This is a genomic window from Chitinophaga alhagiae (genome assembly GCF_003568665.1).
GTDB classification, from domain to species: Bacteria; Bacteroidota; Bacteroidia; order Chitinophagales; family Chitinophagaceae; genus Chitinophaga; species Chitinophaga alhagiae.
The window spans coordinates 1921736-1938070 of record NZ_QXMH01000001.1 but is presented as its reverse complement, the minus strand read 5'-3'; the positions used below and the strand labels follow the sequence as shown (position 1 = coordinate 1938070).

The 16335-nt window shown below is 53.4% G+C and carries 11 protein-coding genes and 1 tRNA gene; 6 read left to right on the top strand and 6 right to left on the bottom strand.

Annotation, left to right across the window (positions count from 1 at the left end):
• Positions 1–91: 91 nt before the first annotated feature.
• Positions 92–3082 carry a serine hydrolase domain-containing protein gene (locus D3A97_RS07855; RefSeq protein ID WP_232825879.1) on the bottom strand — a complete coding sequence of 997 codons (2991 nt, stop codon included), beginning with the start codon at positions 3080–3082 and terminating at the stop codon, positions 92–94.
• A 287-nt stretch (positions 3083–3369) separates the two neighbouring features.
• On the opposite strand from D3A97_RS07855, the gene D3A97_RS07850 reads away from it, so the two are divergent.
• The 3 genes from D3A97_RS07850 to D3A97_RS07840 all read left to right on the top strand — a co-directional run bounded on the left by D3A97_RS07850 (position 3370) and on the right by D3A97_RS07840 (position 5171).
• Positions 3370–3957: an adenylate kinase gene (locus tag D3A97_RS07850; protein ID WP_119077822.1), complete on the top strand. Its 588-nt coding sequence runs from the start codon at positions 3370–3372 to the stop codon at positions 3955–3957.
• 106 nt (positions 3958–4063) lie between these two features.
• Positions 4064–5077 (top strand): GTPase ObgE, encoded by a 1014-nt coding sequence (gene obgE, locus D3A97_RS07845; protein ID WP_119077821.1) that lies wholly within the window; start codon positions 4064–4066, stop codon positions 5075–5077.
• Between the two features lie 20 nt (positions 5078–5097).
• A tRNA-Thr gene (locus D3A97_RS07840) sits at positions 5098–5171 on the top strand.
• Between the two features lie 16 nt (positions 5172–5187).
• On the opposite strand, the gene D3A97_RS07835 is transcribed toward D3A97_RS07840, so the two are convergent.
• The 5 genes from D3A97_RS07835 to rnhB form a co-directional block, all read right to left on the bottom strand.
• On the bottom strand, positions 5188–6309 hold the full coding sequence (locus D3A97_RS07835; RefSeq protein WP_157986406.1) for a DnaJ domain-containing protein: 1122 nt from the start codon (positions 6307–6309) through the stop codon (positions 5188–5190).
• Positions 6310–6833: 524 nt separating this feature from the next.
• Positions 6834–7841: a recombinase RecA gene (gene recA / locus D3A97_RS07825; protein ID WP_119077819.1), complete on the bottom strand. Its 1008-nt coding sequence runs from the start codon at positions 7839–7841 to the stop codon at positions 6834–6836.
• A gap of 274 nt (positions 7842–8115) precedes the next feature.
• Positions 8116–8781: a hypothetical protein gene (locus tag D3A97_RS07820; RefSeq protein WP_119077818.1), complete on the bottom strand. Its 666-nt coding sequence runs from the start codon at positions 8779–8781 to the stop codon at positions 8116–8118.
• A gap of 14 nt (positions 8782–8795) precedes the next feature.
• On the bottom strand, positions 8796–10283 hold the full coding sequence (gene rpoN, locus D3A97_RS07815) for an RNA polymerase factor sigma-54 (RefSeq protein WP_119077817.1): 1488 nt from the start codon (positions 10281–10283) through the stop codon (positions 8796–8798).
• Between the two features lie 16 nt (positions 10284–10299).
• Positions 10300–10920 (bottom strand): ribonuclease HII, encoded by a 621-nt coding sequence (rnhB, locus tag D3A97_RS07810; protein WP_119077816.1) that lies wholly within the window; start codon positions 10918–10920, stop codon positions 10300–10302.
• 108 nt (positions 10921–11028) lie between these two features.
• Here rnhB and D3A97_RS07805 point away from each other — a divergent pair, with 108 nt between their 5' ends.
• From D3A97_RS07805 to typA, 3 genes are all read left to right on the top strand, one after another.
• Complete coding sequence (locus tag D3A97_RS07805; protein ID WP_119077815.1) at positions 11029–12057, top strand: COX15/CtaA family protein; 1029 nt, start codon at positions 11029–11031, stop codon at positions 12055–12057.
• A gap of 49 nt (positions 12058–12106) precedes the next feature.
• Positions 12107–14335, top strand: a complete 2229-nt coding sequence (locus D3A97_RS07800; RefSeq protein ID WP_157986405.1) for a patatin-like phospholipase family protein — start codon at positions 12107–12109, stop codon at positions 14333–14335.
• A 178-nt stretch (positions 14336–14513) separates the two neighbouring features.
• Complete coding sequence (gene typA / locus D3A97_RS07795) at positions 14514–16328, top strand: translational GTPase TypA (protein WP_119077813.1); 1815 nt, start codon at positions 14514–14516, stop codon at positions 16326–16328.
• Positions 16329–16335: the final 7 nt, after the last annotated feature.

Here is a 16335-nt window from a genome sequence, read left to right as displayed (position 1 = left end):
CGCGGCATACAGGTTCTGCAAAAGCTGCATGCAAAAACACAACAGCCGGCCTGGTGCAGGCCGGCTGTTACACAATCTAATTTGCCGCTTGTTACAACATGGCGTCATACAAGGTCTCCATCATATTGCCGCGAACATTGAGGCTTGATATTTTGGTGTTGGCGCCGCCGTTGGGGCATACCCGGTTGCTGAGGTAAATGAACACCAGGTTGTACTGCGGGTCTATCCATACGCAGGTACCGGTAAAGCCTGTGTGCCCATACGTAAGCGGGGATGCGCTTTTGGCGGGGTAAGGATCTTTGCGGGGGTCTTTGTCTTTTTCCTTCTCCGGTTTGTCAAACCCGAGGCCGCGGCGGCTGATGCTGCTGCCGTAGGAAGAAAACAGCTGGATGGTCTCTGGCTTAATATACTCGTGCCCGTTATAGGAGCCGCCGTTGGCCAGCATCTGGGCCAGTACGCCCAGGTCTGTAGCGTTCGAGAAAAGCCCTGCGTGGCCCGCCACCCCGCCAAACATGGCGGCGCCGGGGTCATGCACATCACCGCGTATCCATTGCACCCTGAAGTTGTTCTCGAACTCGGTGGGTACCAGCTGAGACAGCTGCAGCCGGCTGCGTGGTTCGAACCCGGTGGTAACAAGGCCGAGCGGCTCATAGAAGGTTTCGCGCACATAGGCGTCAAGCCGTTTGCCGGTGAGGGCTTCCACTATTTTACCGAGAAAAATAAAATCGTTATCGCTGTAAATATACTGGCGGCCAGGAGGGAGCAAACGGCTGTCCAGTATGCTGCGGAACATGGTGTCTACATAAGTAGGCCGCATATACATGTTCTCCGCTACCCGCAGGGTATGCAGGGAATCCTGCTCCGGCCGGTACAGCAGCGTGTCAGGCCAGCCGTTCTCATACAGGGTTTCCCTGTAAAAAGGTATCCAGGCCACCAGGCCGGCCTGGTGCAGCAGTATATCGCGGATGCGCAGCTTCTCCTTGTCAGAGCCGCGTACAAAAGGCAGGTAAGTGCCCAGCGTGGCATCTAGCTGCAGTTTGCCTTCATCGTACAGCCGCATGATGGAAATGGTGGTGGCGCAGATCTTCGTAACAGAGGCCAGGTCATATACGGAACTGTCTGTTACCTGTTCCTGCTGGCTGTAATCGTAATACCCGAAATTTTTATGGTATACCTGTTTGCCATTGCGCAGGGCCAGTATCTGGCAGCCGGGGGCGGCGCCCTGGTTCATCATGTCATAAGCCAGCGAATCCAGGCGCAGCAGCACCTGTGAGCTCATGCCCTCTGTTTCCGGCGCCACGGCCTCCAGTTGAGGCTTGTGCGGCAATGCGGGCGGAATAATGGAAGTAAGGCCCATCCCGAACTTGAAGTTGTTGCATACGGTAACAGGCAGTTTGCCTTTGGGCTCCAGCTTGCCGAAGATCACATCTGCCGCAGCGCGGTGGGTAATGCTGTCATCTTCGTACGCCGCCACAACCGTAGGCGCATCGCAGAAATAGCGGATGGCGTACGGGTTGCCGAAGGCCACCGTTACCGCGGGCATTTCTTCCTGCACCTGGTTGATAACGGCCCTTTCCGCGCGGGATATGCCATAATTGTTAGCCGGGCGGCGGCTGTAGTTCTGCACGGCAATGATCACGGCCTGGTACTCTGTTTTCAGGCGTTTCACCATGGCCGCAACACCAGCCTCTGATTGCCGGGAAGAAAACACATAAGCGTCTGCGTCAGGCCGGTATTCCTTTACCGCTTCCACAAAAGTATTGTTACCGCCATCTACCCCCACGGCCAGCACCGCCAGTTTTTTGCCGGCCGGCATGGGCAGCAGGTGGTTATCATTCTTCAGTACGGTAATGGCGCTTTCTGATATGCGTTTACGTAAAGGCAGCACCGCCTTGTTGAGGTCTTCCGTAATATTCACCGGGTCTATGGGCTTGAGGTTGGCCAGGCCCAGCTCGTACTTGGCCCGCAGCACTTTCTTTACGCGGCGGTATACTTCTTCCCTGCTGATAGTCCCTTTTTTGATAGCCTGGGCAATGGCGTTAATGCTGCCCCTGGCGGTGGAAGGAAGTTCCATCAGGTCGTTGCCCGCCAGCAGGCTCCGCAAGGACTCCTGCCCGTTGGTATAATATTTTGAAATGCCTTTCATTTCCAGTGCGTCCGTTACTATCAGGCCGTCAAAACCAAGGTCTTTCTGCAACAGGTTGGTAACCGTTTTATAGGAAATGGAAGTAGGCGTGTTGGCTTTATTATCTATGGCGGGCACGTACAGGTGGGCTATCATGATGGAGCCCACACCCGCTTCAATGGCCCGGCGGAAGGGATACAGCTCCAGCGAGTCCAGGTCGCTGAGGGATTTGTTGATGGAAGGAAGGTCATAATGGGAGTCTACGTCCGTATCCCCATGCCCGGGAAAGTGTTTGGCGCAGGCCATAATCCCCACGTCTTGCATGCCCTTGATCATGGCTACGCCGAGGCGCGCCACCTGGTATTTGTCTTCCCCGAAAGAGCGGTCGTTGATCACCGGGTTATTGGGGTTGTTGTTCACGTCCAGCACCGGCGCAAAATTATATTGAATGCCCATGCGGCGGCATTGCTCGCCAATGGCCTTGCCCACCTGGTAAATGAGCAGGCTGTCTTGCACGGCCCCCAGCATGAGGTTGCGCGGAAAGGCCATCACGCTGTCTACAAAGCGCATGCCCAGGCCCCACTCCCCGTCTACCGCCACCAGCAACGGCGTTTTGCTGATAGACTGGTAGGTGTTCACCAGGTTGGCCTGCCTTACCGGGCCGCCCTGGAAAGTGACCAGGCCGCCCACCTTGTTGTTCCTGATGTCCCGGATCACGGATGCCACGTGTTCTGCGCCCAGGTTGGAGTGTACGCGTATCATGATCAGCTGCGCAATCCGCTCTTCGTACGAAAGGGAAAGGAACACACTGTCTGCCCAGCGATCTGCCGCTGTTTTGGGTTGTTGCTGAAGGGTGGTTGTTTTTCCTGTACGTGAAGGCTTCTTTTGTTGTATGGATTGTCCGTTAACCGGGAGTATAAGGCCTATAAGCCCTAATGCGAATAAATACTTCCTCATCATTTTATAAACATACAAAAATTACTACTGGAATAGTTTGCCTCTCAACACATTGCAAATGTTCTATATGTGAATGGCCCTCGTTGTGATGTTGCAATAGGCCTTTTTAATTCGTCTATTAATTCCCTTTATTTGTTGAATTATATTTATTATTTTCCATTATTCTTTTACAGTATTTCATCAATCTTAATTTTAATTACCAATACATTCAATTGTTTGTTATCTTTGTACCTTACGGTTTAACACACAGGCCCCGTTGCCTGTTTTACGAATCATTATCATAGAACATGGTCAATTTGATTTTATTTGGCCCTCCAGGAAGCGGAAAGGGTACCCAGAGCGCCAACATTATTGAGAAATACGGTTTGCTCCACCTCTCTACAGGCGATCTGCTGCGTAAGGAGATTGCGGAAAGCACGCCTTTGGGCCTTGAAGCGCAGAAATTCATGAACCAGGGTATACTGGTGCCTGACGAGGTAGTGATAGGGATGATCAGCTCCATGCTGGACGCTAACCCCGAAGCCCGCGGCTTCATATTTGACGGGTTCCCCCGCAATACGGCCCAGGCGGAAGCGCTTGACAAGCTGCTGACCCTGAAAAAGGCCCCCATTTCCGTGGTATTGAGCCTGGAAGTGCCGGAAGACGAGCTGATACGCCGCCTGCTGGACCGTGGCAAAACTTCCGGCCGCCCGGATGACGCCAATGAGGCCATTGTAAAGAACCGCATTGTGGAATATCATAATAAAACCGCTCCTGTGGCCGATCACTATGCCAAATTTGGCAAGTTGAAAAGGGTGAAGGGCGATGGTTCTATAGAAGCTACTTTTGAACTGCTGTCCAAAGAGCTGGATGAATTGATTGGCGAACGGGTATAACGCCCGCGGGCCTTCCAAACATATTGCAGACGCAAAGATCAGGTAAAGCTAAACTTTACGATCTTTGCGTTTTGCATTTAACCCCTTTAACAGGGCATAGCGAGATATGGAGAATTTTGTTGACTACATACGGGTATACTGCAAGTCAGGCCACGGCGGCGCCGGCAGCCGGCACTTCATGCGTACCAAGTTCAAGGCCATGGCCGGGCCTGACGGCGGAGACGGCGGCCGCGGCGGGCACATCATGCTCCGCGGCAACCAACAGTTGTGGACGCTGTTGCACCTGCGCTGGTACAAGAACGTAATTGCCGAAAACGGGGAGAACGGCAGCGGTGACAACTGCACCGGCGCCCAGGGCAAGGACATTGTGATAGAAGTACCGCTCGGCACTATTGTACGTGACGAGGAGACCGGCGAAATAGAGGCGGAAGTGATGCAGGAAGGGGAAGAGGTCATTTTTATGCCCGGCGGCCAGGGCGGCCGCGGCAATGCCTATTTTAAAAGCCCCACCAACCAGGCCCCCGAATACGCCCAACCCGGCGAGCCCGGCCAGGAAGGCTGGAAGCTGCTGGAGCTGAAGGTGCTGGCGGATGTTGGGCTGGTAGGCTTCCCCAATGCCGGCAAGTCTACCCTGCTTTCTTCCATCACCGCCGCCAAGCCCAAAATTGCCAATTACGCGTTCACTACGCTAACACCCCAACTGGGCATGGTGCAGTACCGCGACGACCGCTCTTTTTGCGTGGCGGACCTGCCGGGCATCATAGAAGGCGCGCATGAAGGCAAGGGCCTCGGCCACCGCTTTTTGCGGCACATAGAACGCAACGCCGTGCTGCTGTTTGTGATACCGGCAGACAGTGAAGACCACCGCAGGGAATTTGCCATACTGGTGAACGAGCTGGAACAGTACAACCCGGAAATGCTGGACAAACAGTTTCTCATAGCCATCAGCAAAAGCGATATGCTGGACGATGAGCTGAAGGAGGCCATTGCGGCAGAGCTGCCGGAAAACGTGCCCCATGTGTTCATCAGCGCCATTACCCAGTCTGGTTTGCAGGAGCTGAAAGACCTGCTGTGGGAAACGCTCAATTCAGCGGTAAATTCTGCGGAAGAAAACGAATAGATTATTATTTTTGTACGGCTGCCACCCTAGCTCAGCTGGTCAGAGCGGTTGTTTCGTAAATAACAGGTCGTCGGTTCGATCCCGATGGGTGGCTCAAACAATAACCTTCGTTACTGCGCAGGCGCAGCGGCGGAGGTTATTCTTTTTTGCAGCAGGTCTATCATGCCCGCCAGGTCTGCCCATACCGTGTCTTTATCATTTGCATCGTAGAGCTTCTCAAAGAGGTCACGGGTGAGCCGCCCGTTCCGCTGGTTGAAATGGAACGCAATGAAGTGCCGCAGCAGTTCCTTGCGCGTACCATCATCCTGACCGGAGGCATCCGGCGGGGGTACGCCCCTGTCAAAAAGGTAGCGCAGGTTTTCGAGAATGGCAATGCTGCGGTATTTGTCCGGCCCGGGAAATATCACCCGCCCGCCGTCATAGATCAGGCGTATTTCCGCAATAGGCTCGTCATTAGGCAAGTTTTTCACCGAGCAGCCATAGCAGCTGCGGTATGTTCCCACCAGGTCGTTAAAGTACAGGTACAACCGGTTGTGCTGCACGTACATGGCACCATCGTAATGGAAAACGAGGTGATACCTGCCCGCTTTCTCCGCAAACAGGTAGCTGCCCGCTACCAGTTCAGGCACCTCATCGTTGTCCATGTGCAGGAAGGTATGCGTGGTATCTCCACCCGCCAGGAAGTCCTTTAGCCGCTGCTCTCCCTGGCCCGGTATAACCAGCATAGGGTTGGGGTCTGCCACCTGGGGAAACAGGCCTGAGGCAATGGGCGGCAGTTCCACCTGCGTTTCCGGTACCTCTTCGGGGAAATACGGCTTTGGTTTGGGCCCGAAAAAGTACAGCAGCGTAAAGAAGGCCAGCAACACGGCGGCGGTGACCCACATGGCTTTTTTGGGCAGGCGGCCCGTTACCTGTATGTTCACCTGAAAGGAGTACGAACGGCCGCCCTGTTGCGGCGGTGGCTGGTAATACGTTCGCTGTTGTGTATGGCCGGCGGTAGATGCCGTGGGTGAAGTACGCTGCCAGGCCAGCCGCTGGTCATAACTGCGTTTGCGGTCAGGATTGCCCAATACTTCGTAAGCCGCCAGCACCTGCCTGAATTTCTCTTCCAGCGCCTTGTTACCCCCCGTTTTGTCCGGGTGGTATTGCATGCACAACTTCCTGAATGCCGCTTTAATCTGCTGCTCCGTGGCTTGTTCGCTTACGCCCAGTATGGAATACAAACTATGCATTACAATGTAAAGTAATGCATTATTTCCGGCTTGGGGAAGCGGCGGCCTGCGGCTTTTGCAGGGAGGCCGCATCCAGGCAACGCTGCTGGCACAGCCGTACCGCTGGTATCAATATTGAGACGGGAGGGTATGGTCCGTTCATTGCACATAGGCACCTCCGGCTGGAGCTATAAAGACTGGAAGGGGCTGTATTATCCGGAAAATCTTAAGTACACGGAAACAGAAAACCGGTACAAATTTGTGCATTTATTTGCCTGGGCGTGCAATTTTGCGGTACGTCACGCATTTTACCGTCCTGCCAAAGCCCTCTCCTGTACTACATTTGGGCATATCCCGTGTATACTTGCCCCATGACCTTGGCTATGGATGGAGCATGGCTGGTCCATATCAAGAGCATGGATACCCCGGGGTTCACGGTTTGTTGACAAAACCGGCGGGGAGTGCAGCACAAAAAAAGGTCCGTTAGAAAACGGACCTTCTACTAAACTAACCCAAACAAACGTTTAATTAACGTTTTAAAGATTTTATGCCTGTTCGGCCAGCTTGGCCTTGATTTTTGTTTCTACTTCGATGGCCACTTCAGGATTGTCTACCAGCAGCTGTTTTACAGCATCGCGGCCCTGACCCAGCTTGTTGCCTTCGTAGCTGAACCAGCTACCGCTTTTCTGGATAATACCATACTCCACGCCCATATCTATCAGCTCTCCTACTTTGGACACGCCCAGGCCGAATATGATATCGAACTCTGCCTGGCGGAAGGGGGGCGCTACCTTGTTTTTCACCACTTTTACCTTTACGCGGTTACCCACGGCTTCGTCTCCGTCTTTGATCTGGCTCATACGGCGGATATCCAGCCGGATGGAAGCGTAGAATTTGAGGGCGTTACCGCCGGTGGTGGTTTCGGGGTTGCCGAACATCACGCCTATTTTTTCGCGGAGCTGGTTGATGAAGATGCAGCAGCAATTGGTTTTGGAAATGGTGGCGGTGAGCTTGCGCAGCGCCTGGGACATCAGGCGGGCCTGCAGGCCCATTTTGCTTTCTCCCATTTCCCCTTCCAGCTCGCCTTTGGGTACCAGGGCGGCTACGGAGTCTATCACCACCACGTCTACCGCGCCGGACAGGATCAGGCGGTCCGCAATTTCCAGGGCCTGCTCCCCATGGTCAGGCTGGGAGATCAGCAATGAGTCCACATCCACTCCCAGGCGGCGGGCGTACGTGCTGTCAAAGGCATGTTCCGCATCTATAATGGCGCAGATACCGCCTTTCTTTTGCGCTTCTGCAATGGTATGAATAGCTATAGTGGTTTTACCGGAAGCCTCCGGCCCGTAAATTTCAATAATACGGCCTTTGGGCAGACCACCAACGCCCAGCGCAATATCCAGGCCCAGCGATCCCGTGGAGATCACGTCCCATACGTGGTCCCCCTTTTCTCCCATCATCATCACGGAACCCTTCCCGAAGTCCTTGTCGATCTTGTCCATCGTGAGGCGGAGGGCTTTCAGCTTATCGGCGTTTGTTGCGGCGTTTGACATTGTAGTAAGTATTTATTGTTCAAATTTAATGGTAATGCAAGGTATAATTATTTTCTGAAACGATCCTAAAAAACTTAGCATTTTTTATTTGATGCTAATTTTTGTAGTATCGTGCGTTCTCCCGTTAATTGGGGTAACACGCAATGGACAATACAAAGGTGCATGCGCATTGCGCAGGGAATGTGCGTAGTAAAAAAAAGTTCAGCAGAATTACCGCCGCCGAAGTGTGCGACGCAACGGCTGCCGGAGCAAGTACCCCGGCCGGGCCCACCCTCTACCCTACTATCCAGTAAGCGATCAGCTGTGAAGAAATGCCCACTATGAACCCGAGGTATATTTCGGCCGGGGTATGGGCGCTCAGCACCAGCCGCGCCGTGGCGGCCACGCCGGCCAGCAGGAAGGCCAGCGCCAGGGGAACGGACACGTTCATGCCCATGCCCCACATGAGGGCCAGCAGAAAGCCGATAACCCCGCCCCAGCCTACGGTATGCATGCTGATCTTCACAAAACTGTTGGCCACAAAAGAGATCACGATGGCAATGAAAATGCCCAGGAAGAAGGCGTTGAAGAAATCGGGGCTTACGCCTTCGCGGATGAAGGTGTAAAAAGCCCAGAAGTAGAAAATAATGGTGCCCACATAGGGAATGATGCGCTCCCGCGGGTCCCGGAGCTGCACGCTGTCTACGAACTTCAGGGTTTTGGCCAGCACCACCACCAGCAGCGGGAAAATAATGCAGGTTACCAGCACCCTGATGTAGAGCACGTCATAATTGAACCGGAAACTGTTCTGCCTGAACGCGGAAAAGTACTCCGGCAGCGCGGTAACGGCTATCAGGGTGATCAGTAGGGGTATGAACAGGGGATGCAGCAAATAAGAAAATACATTTGCAACGGCCCGCAGCGCAGGCGAAAAGGTAACGGGTGCTTTCTGCTCTTCCATGAAAATTAGGTGTGTTATAGTTCCTTGCGTAAACGGGCCACGGGAATATTGAGCTGCTCCCGGTATTTGGCCACGGTGCGGCGCGCAATGTTGTATCCTTTGTCCTGCAGCATTTTAGTCAGGTTCTCATCACTCAGCGGCTTGCGTTTGTTTTCCCCGCCGATCATATCCGCCAGTATCTTTTTCACTTCCCGGGTAGACACTTCCTCACCACTGTCTGTAGAAAGCGATTCGGAGAAGAAGAACTTCAGCTTGAAGGTGCCGAACTCCGTTTGCACGTACTTGCTGTTGGCCACACGGCTCACGGTGGAAATGTCCAGTTGCGTAATGTCCGCAATATCCTTCAGGATCATGGGCTTCATGGTGGTCTCGTCTCCCGTCAGGAAAAAATCGTGCTGGTAGTTCATGATGGCCTCCATGGTGCTGAGCAGGGTATGCTGGCGCTGCTTGATGGCGTCTATGAACCATTTGGCGGCGTCTATTTTCTGTTTGATGAACAGCACGGCCTCTTTCTGCCGTTTGTCTTTCTTGTCTCCGCGGTCATACTCCTTCAGCATTTCGCGGTAACCTTCGGAAATACGGAGGTCAGGCGCGTTCTTGCTGTTGAGAGACAGCTCCAGCTTGCCGTTATTGTTGAGAATGAAAAAGTCTGGTATCACATAACTCTCTGCCTTGTTGAGCACGCTGTAATTGCCACCCGGCTTGGGATTGAGCTTGATGATCTGGCCAATGGCCTCTCGCAGGTCCTCATCAGAGAGGTTGAGGGAGCGCTGTATCTTTTCGTAGTGCTTTTTAGTGAACTCGTCAAAGTAGTTTTCCAGTATCTGGGTGGCGGTGAGCACGCCGGGGTCTTCCTGGTTTTTCCGCTTCAGCTGCAGCAACAGGCATTCTTTCAGGTCTGTGCAGCATACGCCGGGAGGGTCAAAGGTCTGAATGAGCTTTATGAGCTGGCGGATCTCTTCTTCCGTGGTCTCGATGTTCTGCGAAAAAGACAGGTCGTCTACAATGGCGCCGGTTTCGCGGCGGAGGTACCCGTCATCGTCAATACTGCCAATGATCTGCTCTGCAATGCGGCGTTCCCTGTCATCGAGCGTTTGCATGCCCAGCTGGCTCAGCAGGTGGTCATGAAAGGTGGTTTCCACACGCACGGGAATGGTGCGGGTCTCATCCTGCTCGGGATAGTTATCGTCACGCAGTTTATAGTCCGCTATTTCATCATCGCCTTCAGAAACGTATTCTGAAATATCGATGTTGTCATATTCATTTTCGCTGCCATCAGGCTCAAATTCCTCTTCGGCGGGGGTCTCAAATTCTTCGTTATTATCCTTGTTAAAGTCCTCTTCCTGCCCGTCTTCACCATATTCCAGCGCGGGGTTCTCTTCCAGCTCTTCCTTGATCCTTTCTTCCAGTACGGCCGTTGGCACCTGCAGCAGTTTCATGAGCTGAATCTGCTGGGGTGATAACTTCTGTAATAGTTTCTGTTGTTGCGTTTGCTTTAACATGGCTCGTTCCTAAATTTTACCACTTTTCCTCTTCTCCCCCGTCCAGGCTGAGCTGTTCATCCGGTAACAAGCGGAACGTCCTTCTGTGATAGGGCGTATCGCCATGCGTACGGATCGCATCCCGGTGAAAGCGGGTGGGATAACCTTTGTTTTCTCTCCACCCGTAATGCGGGAATTGCTCGTGCAGCCTGTGCATGTACTCATCCCGGTATGTTTTGGCCAGGATGGAGGCTGCAGCTATGGATGCATACTTTCCGTCGCCCTGTATGATGCAGGTATGCGGGATGTTGCCATAGGGATGAAAACGGTTCCCATCGATGAGTATCATTTGGGGCTGTAGCGATAATCGTGCCAAAGCTTCGTGCATCGCCTTGAATGAGGCTTTCAGGATATTGATCCTGTCTATTTCCTCGTTGTCGATGCTGGCCACGGCAAATGCCAGCGCTTTTTTTTCTATCACCTTTCTGACCTTCATCCTGTCAGATTCCTTCATCTGTTTTGAATCATTGAGCAACGGATGGCGGAAGTTGCGTGGCAGTATCACCGCCGCGGCAAATACGGGGCCTGCCAGGCACCCCCTTCCGGCTTCATCGCAACCGGCTTCCGTCAAAACATCCTGGTAATATGGCAGTAACACGTTGAATGGCTTTGTTCGCGCTAAAATTACAAAAACCGGTGGAATGATCGGGGAATTGATAAAAATCATCCCCGGCCACCGGTATTTAACCCTAATTTTGCAGGGCTTATGGAAATGCAGCAAAATAAAGGGAACAGGGCCATTGTGATATGGCTTTTCACCGGCGTGGTGATGATCATTGTGCAGGTACTGCTGGGCGGTATTACCCGCCTCACCGGTTCGGGGCTGTCTATTACGGAATGGAAACCCATACTGGGCGCCCTGCCGCCCATGAACGAAGCGGCCTGGCAGGACGCGTTTGCCAAATACCAGGAAATAGGACAGGCAAAAGTGATCAACAGCCATTTTACACTGGCAGACTTTAAATGGATCTATTTCTGGGAGTGGCTGCACCGCAACTGGGCGCGCCTCATCGGGATCGTGTTTGCCATACCGTTCATTTATTTTATTGTGAAGAAGAAGATACACCGCAGTATGATCAACCCCATGATCGTCCTTTTTCTGCTGGGCGGCCTGCAGGGCGCCATTGGCTGGATCATGGTAAAAAGCGGCCTGAACGAGGAAAACCTGTACGTGAGCCACATCCGCCTGGCCATCCACTTTATTGCGGCCCTGGGGCTGCTCTGGTACACACTGTGGTTTGCGCTGAAACTGAGCGTGCCCCCGCAAAACATTACTCCCGCGCCCGCCGCCCGCAAACTCTCCTCCTGGATACTGGGCCTGCTGGTGATACAACTCATCTACGGCGCCTTTATGGCCGGCCTGCATGCGGCCCTGGCGGCCAACACCTGGCCGGACATTAACGGCATGTGGTGGCCGGAAGGCATGTTCCCCACGGGCAAATTCTGGGACGCCGTTACCCATAACAAGATCACGATCCACTTTATTCACCGCGGCATCGCATACCTGCTCACGCTGCTGATAGCCATCTGGTTCCTGAAAACGGCCAGGCTCCCCAGGCTGGCCGGCGTACGCATGCTGGCGCTGCTCACTGTGCTGCTGCAGGTATTTTTAGGCGTGCTGGTACTGCTGAACACGCGCACCGCCATTCCCCTGGGTTTTGCACTGGCCCACCAGTTCACCGGCATGGCCCTGCTAATGGTAATGGTGTGGGGGCGTTTTCTAACGTGTGCATAGCGCAGTCCGCTTTTTACACATTTAAAAAAATTTTAGTTTATTTTGAAGTGTGAAAAGAATCTGGCTTCGTTTTTTTTATTCCTTCCCTGTTCAGCTCCTGTTGCTGCATTTCCGCAAATACCAGGTGTTGCTGATTTTCTGGGCCATACTGTTCAGTACCATCAACGGCGGCTTTGCCAAGCTGTTCGGGGGCGATGCGCTGTACCTGGCCCCGGAATACATGGGGAAAGTGAATTTTTACAGCACCACGGTAATGGGTGTGGCCACCGCTATTTTCACCATGAGCTGGAACATTACCACGTTCATCCTGCACAGCGGCCGCTTCAAGTTCCTGGCCACCACCACGCAGCCCTTTTTCCGCTACTGCCTCAATAACGCCGTTATTCCAGGCCTCTTCCTGCTCAACCTGCTCTGGCGCGGCTGGGAATACCAGCGCTGGCAGGAGCTGAACTCCGTACCGCAAATACTGCTGCTGGCGGAAGGTTTCATCTGCGGCTTCCTGGCCGTGATCTTCATTTCCTTTTTCTATTTTTTCAATGCAGACAAAAACATCGGCAAACGCCTGAACCGCAAATTCGGCAACCCGCGCAATTTTCTGCGCACCGTGCTCAAGCCCAACCAGGAGCGTGACGAGAACGCGCTGCCGGTACACAACTATTTTGCCAGCCCCTGGCGCATACGCCGCGCGCGCAATGTAGACCACTACAACAAACATTACCTGGACAATATTTTCAAGCAGCACCACTTTGCCGCCATCATCACCGTGGGCCTGGCGCTCGTTTTTCTTGTGATCATGGCCTACCTGATGGATTACAATGCCTTCAGGATACCCGCCGGCGCCAGCGTGCTCATCTTCTTCGCCTTTCTCATTGCCATTGCGGGCGCCTACGCCTACCTGCTGGAAACATGGGCCATTCCCGTACTTATCTTCCTGATACTGGGCGTGAACTGGATGGTGAAAAACCAGTGGATAGACAACCGCAACAAAGCCTACGGGCTTGATTACCACAACAAGGAAGAGCGCCCCGAATACAGCGTGAAACACCTGCAGGAATTTTTTACGGCCTCACGCGCGGAGGCAGACAAAAAACATACCCTGCAGATACTGGAAAAATGGAAAGCCAAATTCCCCGCCGGTACCAAACCGCCTATGATCGTTATCAACACCAGCGGGGGCGGCAGCCGCTCGGCCACGTGGACCATGAACGTGCTGCAGCGATATGACAGTTTGTTGCAGGGCCGGCTGCTGAAACATACCATGCTCATTACCGGCGCCTCCGGTGGCATGCTGGGCGCCACCTACTTCCGGGAACTGTACCTGCAGCAGCAATCCGCCAAGCTGCCGGCAAAAACGCTGTATGACAGTATCTATACGGACAAGATCTCGCGGGACCTGCTCAATTCCGTGTTCAGCTCCTTTGCGGTGAATGACTTCATCACCCCTTTCCGCAATTTCAACATCGGTAAAAACCTCTACGCCAAAGACCGCGGTTATGCTTTTGAAATGCAGCTGAACATCAACACCGGCAACGCCCTCAACAAAACCGTCAGCGCCTACCGGCAGGCGGAGGCAGAAGCCAGCATCCCCATGCTGGTCTGGTGCGCCACCATCAATGCAGACGGACGCCGCCTCTACATTTCGCCGCAGCCTGTGAGCTATTTGTGCGCGGCAGATTACCAATACCCTACCCGCAGCGTACGGGATATAGACGGGGTGGATTTTGCGCAGTTCTTTTCCCGGCAACATGCGGACGAACTGCGCGTTACCAGCGCCATCCGCATGAGCGCCACCTTCCCCTACATACTGCCCAACGTGTTCCTGCCCAGCAAACCCATTGTAGACGTGATGGACGCAGGCATACGGGACAATTTCGGGCAGGAAACGAGCCTGCGCTTTCTGTACACCTTCCGGGACTGGATCAACGCCAACACTTCAGGCGTGATCTTCATGCAGATACGGGATACCCGCAAAAACGACGTAAGCCCCATCAAACAGACCAAAGACCTCGGCGACCTGATGTTTGAGCCCCTCTTTTCCATGCAGGCGCACTGGATGAGCATGCAGGACTTTCACCAGGACCACCTGCTGAACTACATAGAATGTTATTTCCCCAACAAATTCAACCGCCTCATTTTCCAGTACGTACCGCAGCAGGCGGAAAAAGCGGCCGCCCTCAGCCTCCACCTTACCAGTCGTGAGAAGCTGGATATTGCCCGTGCGCTGGACAACCCCGGCAACCAGGAAACCTTCCGCCAGCTGCAGAAAGCGCTGGAATAGCAGTACACGTACCGTTCCACAGGAAACCGGCAACTCATAACAAATTGATTATGAACGCTTAATAAGTTAGGCGCTACGGCTGTTTAAAGAAATGTTATTTCACGGTAATTTAAGGTGCATCCCCGCCGTTTTTCCCATAATATGCGTACCTTTGCGCCTCTTTTATCACAATTTATATATGCAAATAAGAAACATTGCCATTATCGCACACGTAGACCACGGGAAAACCACGCTGGTGGACAAGATCCTGCATTCTACGAACGTATTCCGGGCCAACCAGGAAACGGGTGAGCTGATCATGGATAACAACGACCTTGAAAAGGAACGCGGTATCACCATCCTCAGCAAAAACGTATCCGTGGTGTATAAGGATGTGAAGATCAACGTGATAGACACTCCGGGCCACGCCGACTTCGGCGGCGAGGTGGAGCGGGTGCTGAAAATGGCCGATGGCGTGATACTGCTGGTAGACGCCTTTGAAGGGCCCATGCCGCAGACGCGCTTCGTACTGCAAAAAGCGCTGCAGCTCAACCTGAAGCCGATTGTGGTGATCAACAAAGTAGATAAACCCAACTGCCGCCCCGATGAAGTGCACGACGCCGTGTTTGAGCTGTTCTTCAACCTGGACGCCACGGAAGAACAACTGGATTTCCCCACCTTCTACGGTTCGGGCAAAAACGGCTGGTTCAATGATTCCCTGACACAACGTGAAGACATTCTCCCCCTGCTGGACGGCATCCTGAAACATGTACCGGAGCCTAAAATATCCGAAGGTACCCTGCAAATGCAGATCACCTCGCTGGATTACTCCACCTTCCTGGGCCGTATTGCCGTAGGTAAAGTGGTGCGCGGCACGCTGGCGGAAAACCAGCCCATTTCACTGGTACAAACAGACGGCACCATCAAGAAATCACGCGTGCGCGAGCTGTATGTGTTTGAGTCTCTCGGCAAAAAACGCGTTACAGAAGTGCAGCCCGGCGATATTTGCGCCGTGGTGGGCCTGGAAGATTTCGGTATTGGCGATACTATTGCCGACTTCGAGAACCCCGAAGCGCTGCCGGTGATCAGTGTAGACGAACCTACCATGAACATGCTGTTCAGCATCAATAACTCTCCCTTCTTCGGTAAAGACGGCAAGTTTGTGACTTCCCGCCACCTGCGGGACCGCCTGCTGAAAGAAACGGAGAAGAACCTGGCCCTGCGCGTAGTGGATACAGACTCCGCAGACAGCTTCCTGGTATACGGCCGCGGCATTCTTCACCTGGGCGTACTGGTAGAGACCATGCGCCGCGAAGGGTACGAGCTGACAGTAGGCCAGCCGCAGGTGATCCTCAAAAACATTGACGGCAAAAAATGCGAACCGTACGAAACCCTGGTGGTAGACGTTCCGCAGGAATTTGCTTCCAAGGTGATAGACCTGGTGACCCGCCGCAAAGGTGAAATGCTTATCATGGAAACCAAAGGCGAAATGCAGCACCTGGAATTTGAGATCCCCTCACGCGGCCTCATCGGCCTGCGTACGCAGATGCTGACCAACACCGCCGGCGAAGCCGTTATGGCCCACCGCTTTAATGACTACAAACCCTGGAAAGGCCCCATCCCCGGCCGCAGCAACGGTGTGCTGATTGCCAAGGAAGGCGGTACCACTACCGGTTACTCTCTTGACAAATTGCAAGACCGCGGTTCTTTCTTCGTAGATCCGGGAGAGGAAGTGTACAGGGGCATGATCATCGGGGAAAACAACAAACCCGGTGACCTGGTGGTGAACCCGAATGAAGGTAAAAAACTCACAAATATGCGCGCCAGCGGTAGTGACGCAGCTACCAACATTGCGCCCAAGATATTGATGACTTTGGAAGAGTGCATGGAGTACATTCAACAGGATGAGTGTATTGAAGTGACACCGAACCATACCCGTATGCGTAAAACCATCCTGGATGAAGAAGAAAGGAAGAAGTTCCAGAAGATGATGAAAGCGGAAGAGGTGAACTGATAAGCAT

What these genes read in the sequence shown, in the direction of transcription:
- D3A97_RS07855 (WP_232825879.1), bottom strand. Translation starts at nt 3,082, where the DNA reads ATGAGGAAGTATTTATTCGCATTAGGGCTTATAGGCCTTATACTCCCG.
- D3A97_RS07850 (WP_119077822.1), top strand. Translation starts at nt 3,370, where the DNA reads ATGGTCAATTTGATTTTATTTGGCCCTCCAGGAAGCGGAAAGGGTACC.
- obgE (WP_119077821.1), top strand. Translation starts at nt 4,064, where the DNA reads ATGGAGAATTTTGTTGACTACATACGGGTATACTGCAAGTCAGGCCAC.
- D3A97_RS07835 (WP_157986406.1), bottom strand. Translation starts at nt 6,309, where the DNA reads ATGCATAGTTTGTATTCCATACTGGGCGTAAGCGAACAAGCCACGGAG.
- recA (WP_119077819.1), bottom strand. Translation starts at nt 7,841, where the DNA reads ATGTCAAACGCCGCAACAAACGCCGATAAGCTGAAAGCCCTCCGCCTC.
- D3A97_RS07820 (WP_119077818.1), bottom strand. Translation starts at nt 8,781, where the DNA reads ATGGAAGAGCAGAAAGCACCCGTTACCTTTTCGCCTGCGCTGCGGGCC.
- rpoN (WP_119077817.1), bottom strand. Translation starts at nt 10,283, where the DNA reads ATGTTAAAGCAAACGCAACAACAGAAACTATTACAGAAGTTATCACCC.
- D3A97_RS07805 (WP_119077815.1), top strand. Translation starts at nt 11,029, where the DNA reads ATGGAAATGCAGCAAAATAAAGGGAACAGGGCCATTGTGATATGGCTT.
- typA (WP_119077813.1), top strand. Translation starts at nt 14,514, where the DNA reads ATGCAAATAAGAAACATTGCCATTATCGCACACGTAGACCACGGGAAA.